The organism is Photorhabdus sp. CRCIA-P01 (genome assembly GCF_003545805.1).
In the GTDB taxonomy this organism is placed as follows: Bacteria; Pseudomonadota; Gammaproteobacteria; order Enterobacterales; family Enterobacteriaceae; genus Photorhabdus; species Photorhabdus antumapuensis.
This window is the reverse complement of record NZ_NMQR01000088.1, coordinates 1-7,054: the sequence shown is the minus strand read 5'-3', so window position 1 is coordinate 7,054 and position 7,054 is coordinate 1. Positions and strand designations below refer to the sequence as shown.

Annotated in this window: 6 protein-coding genes and 4 pseudogenes; 4 read left to right on the top strand and 6 right to left on the bottom strand. The window is 40.2% G+C overall.

Annotated elements, in window-relative coordinates:
• The 4 genes and pseudogenes from D3222_RS23130 to D3222_RS23115 form a co-directional block, all read right to left on the bottom strand.
• Positions 1 to 259, bottom strand: a 259-nt coding sequence (locus tag D3222_RS23130; protein ID WP_157975416.1) for a regulatory protein GemA, incomplete at its 3' end; no start/stop codon positions are given.
• A gap of 98 nt (positions 260 to 357) precedes the next feature.
• Positions 358 to 549 (bottom strand): hypothetical protein, encoded by a 192-nt coding sequence (locus D3222_RS23125; RefSeq protein ID WP_088371061.1) that lies wholly within the window; start codon positions 547 to 549, stop codon positions 358 to 360.
• A 461-nt stretch (positions 550 to 1,010) separates the two neighbouring features.
• Positions 1,011 to 1,808, bottom strand: a pseudogene (locus D3222_RS23120) (ExeA family protein); the annotation flags it as partial.
• Positions 1,796 to 3,364, bottom strand: a pseudogene (locus D3222_RS23115) (integrase); the annotation flags it as partial. The pseudogenes D3222_RS23115 and D3222_RS23120, both read right to left, overlap by 13 nt.
• On the opposite strand from D3222_RS23115, the pseudogene D3222_RS23110 reads away from it, so the two are divergent.
• Together D3222_RS23110 and D3222_RS23105 are read left to right on the top strand one after the other, a co-directional pair.
• A pseudogene (locus D3222_RS23110) lies at positions 3,294 to 4,145 on the top strand (baseplate assembly protein); the annotation flags it as partial. The pseudogenes D3222_RS23115 and D3222_RS23110 sit on opposite strands and share 71 nt — an antisense overlap.
• A pseudogene (locus D3222_RS23105) lies at positions 4,138 to 4,551 on the top strand (phage tail protein I); the annotation flags it as partial. The pseudogenes D3222_RS23110 and D3222_RS23105, both read left to right, overlap by 8 nt.
• Before the next feature lie 33 nt (positions 4,552 to 4,584).
• Here the strand turns inward: D3222_RS23105 and D3222_RS23100 are convergent.
• Positions 4,585 to 4,842, bottom strand: coding sequence for a helix-turn-helix domain-containing protein (locus D3222_RS23100; RefSeq protein ID WP_065389358.1), 258 nt, complete (start codon positions 4,840 to 4,842; stop codon positions 4,585 to 4,587).
• 104 nt (positions 4,843 to 4,946) lie between these two features.
• Between D3222_RS23100 and D3222_RS23095 the strand changes: the two genes are divergently transcribed.
• Both D3222_RS23095 and D3222_RS23090 read left to right on the top strand, forming a co-directional pair.
• Entirely contained in the window at positions 4,947 to 5,219 is a 273-nt protein-coding gene (locus D3222_RS23095) for a helix-turn-helix domain-containing protein (protein WP_118988198.1), read from the top strand.
• Between the two features lie 70 nt (positions 5,220 to 5,289).
• Positions 5,290 to 5,538, top strand: coding sequence for a helix-turn-helix domain-containing protein (locus tag D3222_RS23090; protein WP_011147600.1), 249 nt, complete (start codon positions 5,290 to 5,292; stop codon positions 5,536 to 5,538).
• Between the two features lie 1,328 nt (positions 5,539 to 6,866).
• On the opposite strand, the gene D3222_RS26330 is transcribed toward D3222_RS23090, so the two are convergent.
• A partial coding sequence (locus D3222_RS26330; RefSeq protein WP_232832640.1) for a hypothetical protein occupies positions 6,867 to 7,054 on the bottom strand: 188 nt, incomplete at its 5' end.

The following is a 7,054-nucleotide window of genomic DNA, read 5'->3' as shown; positions in this document are numbered from 1 at the left end:
TTTCCAACCACAATGTACGTATCTTCCTTGATTGGGGATGGCTATCTAATGGACATGATGTTTTGGATTTCTTGGAGGGTTTAATCTTAAAACCGCGCTTTTTCATCGCATCCAAAACGCGAGTTAACTGCGGGATATCCATTTCCCGCGTAGAGGCTTTTCCGGTCTCTGAAAGTAGCATCTGGCGATACGTATCTTCATCTAGTTTTAGATTACTATGTGCAATATGAATAAGCTGAATAAGTTTCTGTTTTGCCATCTTATTCATCCTCTGCTATGTACTCTCTAATTGAGTAAACCAAAATAGTCAGCATTAACTTGATATTACTGAACCAGGCTTTTCGGTATAAGACCGTTTTATCCATGAGGGGTCTCCAGTGGCTGTAAATCCCATGTTGCCACAGATACACCGTATTGCTGACTACAATGTGGACAAACCAAGATTAAATCAACAACCCATTCACCAAATTCAAGAGTCTGAATAACTTTAGCTTGTTTTAGATTCATTTTTTCAACAGGTTGTTTGCAGTGATTACATGTTATTTTCATAAGTATGTTCCTTACTTAATTTTCTGTTCAAATAGGATAATTGAAAAATTTTCTTTTCCTGAGTTAATTGATATTCCATTAATATCTTTTACAATAGCTTTATTTGCATAATTGCGGGGTGTATAAAGCGGATTTAGCTTCAAACAGAATTTTTATTTTCACCATATTTAATTACCTGTTACTTAATGAGTGTATTTATTAATACCAATATATCCACTTCTTTTCCTCAACAAAGAAAATTTTTTTCAAATAGATCGATAATGAAATGTCGGTATTAATATTTCCAAGACTTCTATTTCTCTGGTTATGGTATGTTACATCCTTGTTGTAACCAACTTGAAATTAATAAAACCAAAAATTAGTCGAATACGCCTTGCATATTTAACTTGTGATAAGGCAGTTTTAATATGAATATTACCAATATTAATTGTTAAGTAGAACTTTTTCTCATAATGATATCTTTAGCTAACACTGCGAATAATATTGGCATCAACCATAGATATCTCATTAATTGCAGCCATATTCATCGCTGCAATAATCAGGTTTCCAATAGCTAATGGATATAATAAACTAACGGTCTCTTTACCGCTATGCCGACTAAGACATAAACGGTCACGGATAGCACCAATAGCGCTATTATCTAAGATCTTGTTAGTATTCATACCTACACGACCAAATTTAAAATCCAGAAATGTTTCTAGATAATCATTAAGAGGAAACAAATTAACAACTTCACAACGTTGCACTACTTCACGAACCTCTTGATTACGTTCAGATAGCTTCAATTCCAGCTCAGACTGACCAATCAAAATGATCGATAACAGTTTTTTAAATCCATCTTCCAGTTCAAAGAATCGTTTAAGGTGTTTTAATGTTGGTAAAGGCAACGAGTGTGCTTCTTCTATTATTAACACATGCTGATAGCCAGCCCGTGAACTGTCTTTCAATATCTTGTGAAACTGGCGGAAGCGTGCTTCAGGCGATCGTTTCAAGTTTTCCAATGGCGCTAAGGTATTCACAATAGCTTCAGCAATGTTTGATGCTTTCAAGGTCTTACCTTTTACATCATTGTCTTCCATTGCTAATACATAGGGTTCAATAACAATAACGGGGGTATTTTCCCTGTTAATACGGTCAATAAGATCACGACGCAGTGTCGTTTTACCTGAACCCGATTCCCCTGATACTGCCAGAAAACCACCATAGCGGGCTGTTTGATACATTGCTTCCCGCACATAACGGCTATCTGTACTGTAGAAGCTTGTCCACGTTTTGGCATATACGTTGGTGCATCATTATGTTCAATATCCAAATATGGATCAAACCGACCATTGAGGGGGAGTGTTTTCAATTTACGCGCTATTTCAGTTTCAGCCGTGCTGTTTGTCCCCATGATTTTCTGTTCAATTTCGGCTAAATTACGTTGTGCAATTGTTTGAGGAATGGCCTGGAATTCACGACCAATTACAGGTGCGCCGATGGCAAAACCGTACTCATCTTTAGTGACTTCATTAACAAGATGGAAAACATCAAAGCCATCTTCACCAGTAATGACTACCTGTGCCTCTTCGTCACGCCAAGGATTGCGGGTGATCATGATTGAATCACCAACACTCACGCTAGGAACGGTACTGACGTCATACTCACGTCCCCCGAAAGATACTCGCAAGGTTGCCTGTACTTTACGGCTTTCTGGTGCGCCAATTGCCAGTTCACGACAAACGTTAATGGCAGGTGCTTTTACTAACTGTTCTGCTGTGATTTTTAACCAGCAATCTGTACGGGTTTGTCCATGTCGACTATGTATTGCACTACGGTTAAATTTCATACGCCATAGCCGTGCCAGACGGTTAAGCTCATCAATATCATCAACCTGTCGAAAACGTAAACCGGACTCGAAATTGCGTTCAATGATGTCACGCGCTTTTTCAACAGAGCCTGTAGCACGGGCGTTACGGGCCTTGTGTTGTATCATTTGAATGCCTAGAGCTTTGCACAAGTTACGTAGTGTAGGTGCTGTCAAAGCTGAACCGGGGTCAGTAAATAAAATTTGGGGTACACCGTGTAACACATCTGCGTCACCACGATCTTGTATTGCGTTAATCAATACAGAAGTAAAATTCTGACTGGTTTCACCGCCAAATAAGTATTCAACATATATCCAGCCACTTGTGTGATCTGTTAATTCAAACGACCAGACACGATCATTAATGATACGAGCCAGATTTTTCGGCTTATTTTTATTAAATTCAGCCACAGGCATCACGCGTAACCCACTGTCAATTCCATTGTTTTTATTAGGATTTTTTAGGTAATACAGTACACAAATTGAGGCGTCTAATTCCCATACATGATTAGGATGCAAGCTAGCCAATTGTAGGCTGGGTGCAGACGCTTTTAACTGTTCAGGATGAAGTTTGTACTGGCGTAATGCACGACTAATAGCGTCAATGGATAACGGAGAAAATTCTCCCGTTTCGGTATCAATATGGCCTGAATGAATCAGGCCGTTTGAACGCAGATCATTAACGGCCTGTTCGAGACTATATAACCGTTTCCCTGTATTACGAGTGGCCTCTATCAATATTCCTGAAATCAACGTTGCTTCTTCACGTGTTAGTGCACTATTGCCTGCATCAGAACGTTTCTTACGTGGTTTTTTGCTAAAAACTTCACCGAGTTTTTTAATCAACGTTGAACGTGACATACACAGCTCTTCACAAGCCGCCCGATATATTGCCTCTTTACCCGCCCAACCGGCGCATACAATATTACAATTCAGTGTTGATGAAGTATTAGAGCAAGATGTACTCATTCCAGTTGGAACTCGTGTTAATACATCGGACAGTATTATTTTTGCTACTAATACAGATGCTGTTCTGAATGCAGGTACACGTTTCGTCAATGTCACAGCTACTTGTACAGATGCTGGATTATCAGGGAATAGCTGGCAACCAGCACAAGTCAGTACATTGTTGGATGAAATCGACGATATTGATCTGCAAGTGACCAACACAATAGTGAGTAGTGGTGGTTCGGCAGAGGAAAGTGACGAGAGGCTACGTGTACGCATCAAGATGGCCCCTGAATCTTTTACCAATGCGGGCAGTCGTCAGGCTTATCGCTTTCATGCCATGCGTGCTCACCCTAATATTGTTGATGTCGCAGTCAGGTCTCCCATTCCGGGTGTTGTTGAACTGTTTCCACTATTGGCGACGGGGTTGCCAGATGAAAGCATTTTAACGCTAGTGAAAAGTTTTTGTTCTGACGAAAAAATCCGCCCGTTGACTGACACTGTACATGCAAAACCTCCCGTGAAGGTTGATTATACCATCAAGGCTAAACTGACCTTGTACAGTGGCGTTAATGCACCCGGTATTCAATCAGCAGCAGAACAGGCCATACAAACATGGGTAGCTGAACGAGCAACAACGTTAGGGAAAGATATTGTTCCCAGCCAAATCATCTCAACATTGTCTGTTTCTGGCGTCTATCAAGTCGTACTGGAGTCTCCTACGTTTCAGATTGTAGGTGAAAATGAATGGGCGAACTGTATCGGTATCACTGTTGTGGTCACTGGATTCGCTGATGGTTAAGTTACATCTACCACCTCCACTGGAAGCTGATATCAGTATGCGTGCATTAGGTCAGTTGGCCTCCCGTTTTGATGATATCGATTTAACCCAATTAATGGTTTATCTCATTGATACTGTCGATAGCAGCGCGCTGCATTGGCTTGCAAATCAATTCTCCCTATTTGGCGATGGCTGGGAGCTTGTCGAATCAGACAAGGCTCGCCGCACGTTAATCAAGTCAGCTATAGAATTGCATCGGTATAAAGGCACACCGTGGTCAATTCGTGAAATTATCCGTCGTTTTGGGTTTGGTGAAATTGATTTAATTGAAGGCACTGGTCAAATCAATTATGACGGTCATGCCAGCCATAACGGTAATTATATTCATGGAGATTCAACATCCTGGGCAGATTATCGCGTCATAATTATACCGAACTTAGACCATTTAGTTGAGAATTAGTCACCTTGAAGAATTATTTCGGATAACTCGTTCAATAGGTTGTCCATTCTCGTCAAAATATCGGCTTGGCCAAATTTCTGAGGGATGTACTCCGAGATTGTTCGCAATAATCCACTCTCCTTTAGGCCAAGGCCGTGATAGAGCATTAGCTAATGTAGATGAACTAAGTCCCTCCTTACGTGATACTGCGGCTAAGGTAGTGCCGAGCTTACGTAAGGCAGCGATAATGTCGGCAGTATGCCAATCTTTTTTATTCATTTCCTTTATATCTCCATATAACAAACGCAATAAATTATCCTATTTTGGGATATTTAAGTAAATGGCTGATATTCGATTTTGGGATATTAATCAAGGTTAAAGAAATGGCATCGATTTATTCATATGAATATCAACTAGTTATAAACGCTCTTCGTAAAGCTAGGATAGAAAAAGGTATTACTCAAAAAAGCTTGGCTCAAGCCTTAGATCGACCTCAATCATTTATTGCTAAAATTGAAAATGGTGAAAGAAGGTTGGATGTAGTTGAATTTGTGCATATAGCACATTTGCTATCTGTCGATCATGGGCTAATTTTAGGAAAAATTCTGTTCGAAAAATCGCCTAACAAGCTAAAACGATCAGAACTTATAAAATAAAAAATCCCATTTTGGTATAAATCAACAATCGATTGATATTTAATCCTAAATGTTTAGTAGGATTGAATATATGGTTTCAATTTACTCTGATGAATATCAAATAGTTATCAAAGCACTCCGTGAGGCTCGTATAGCAAAGGGGGTCACGCAAGAGAATTTAGCTCAAGCGCTAGATCGCCCTCAATCATTTATTGCGAAAGTTGAGAATGGTGAAAGAAGATTGGATGTTGTGGAATTTGTTCATATAGCACATTTGTTATCATTAGAGCCAAGTGTTCTCATAAAAAGAATCCCAAGAAAATATTCCTCGATATGCTGATAACTTTCTATCTATGTTAGTTTCATCAGATAGCGTAGCTAAAGGGGGATTCACATAGTTAACTATATTAACTATGTGGTAGAACAATTAGGGTTTAATATCCCTAAAGTTGTTTTTTATACTCCGTGTTATGCAGTGCCTATACACGTTTTACTTGGCTAACATGATAATTGGAACTATCTGCGCTCTTTTTGCGCAGATAGATGTAACTAAACGGTTCCGTTCCAGGTTGGAAAGGGTAGCTGGTTTATGAGGTCATAAGGTCGGCCTTTTCAGCTATAGCAATTTCCCCAATTTTCGGAACTTCGGCTCCTTTAGTTTGACCAACGATTTTTACGCGTTGCGTATTGTTAACTTATATGCTGAATTGCGCAAATGGCTTCACGTTTTTCCTATCTATACGCTCATTCTTCTCGTTCGGTTAGGTGAATTTGCCGGGTGCTTCTTAATAACTTCTTAGTTTCAAGATAGAAGTTTATAAGGCTAAAATAGCTTTACATCAGAGGTAGGTCCAAGTTCAGCTAAAATCATAGCTGAATGCATTCCAACCATTTTCATTTGATTAGGCATTTTATTCTGCACTGTGCATTATGATAGAGGTCTTAACCCCATTTTAATGAGTGCAGAATATATCGCCTAACTGTGCGGAATTAGTTACCGTGCTACAGATTTAAAGGAAAAATGGGTAAATTGAATAAATTACAGTCATATTTATGACGCTAGTTGTGTAAAAATTTTTTAATAGATGAAACGCAATTGTCGCTTCATTTATCGAGCGGATAGGCGAGATTTATCGCGCGCGGCATCATGATGGTATGTTAATCGCTAGGGTAGTAGACCATATTTACCATATTGATCGGGTTGCATTTGGGATGTTGCTTAGTCGATATGTTTATTGTGTATCTGATAGAGCAATTGCTAGGCATTATCATGCAACGGTTCAGCCAAGAATTATGATCCGCAGAAATGGTATGTTGCGTAAGCGAAAGCCATCAATGTCAACTTGTTGGCGTGAGGTTGAGGAAATATTAAGAACAACGGAATATTTGATTTATCAACCATTGCAAGATGCCTTTATAAGACGGGAACAGGAAAGAAAATCAAAACTTTTGTCACGAACGTGTTGACATCTTTGAACTTATGAGCCATTATTTCAGTATATGTTGCGATAGTAGCATTCGTGACTGATAGCCTCGCCCAGTGCGGGGTTTTTTTATTGGTGCGCCGGGCATGGTGCGCAGCGCCCTGAATGGCGCTGGCTTTTGACCGTGGTGGTTAAAGGCTGACTCAGAGGTGAAAGTCCTCCACACACCCGGCAAGGGGAAGTGTTAGCCAGAGGCAAGGGTGCCGTGGGTGACTGCGGATCTGAAGGAAGCCCGAGGCAAAATGCTGGTCTGACGAACAGGAAGCGGATAAGAGGCGGCGTGATGCGGGTAAGGTTGCCAGTAAAGCTGAAGCCCGATACTTGCACGGAGCATCACGACGTAGATCCGACAGGCATAAGCAGGAAGGTCAC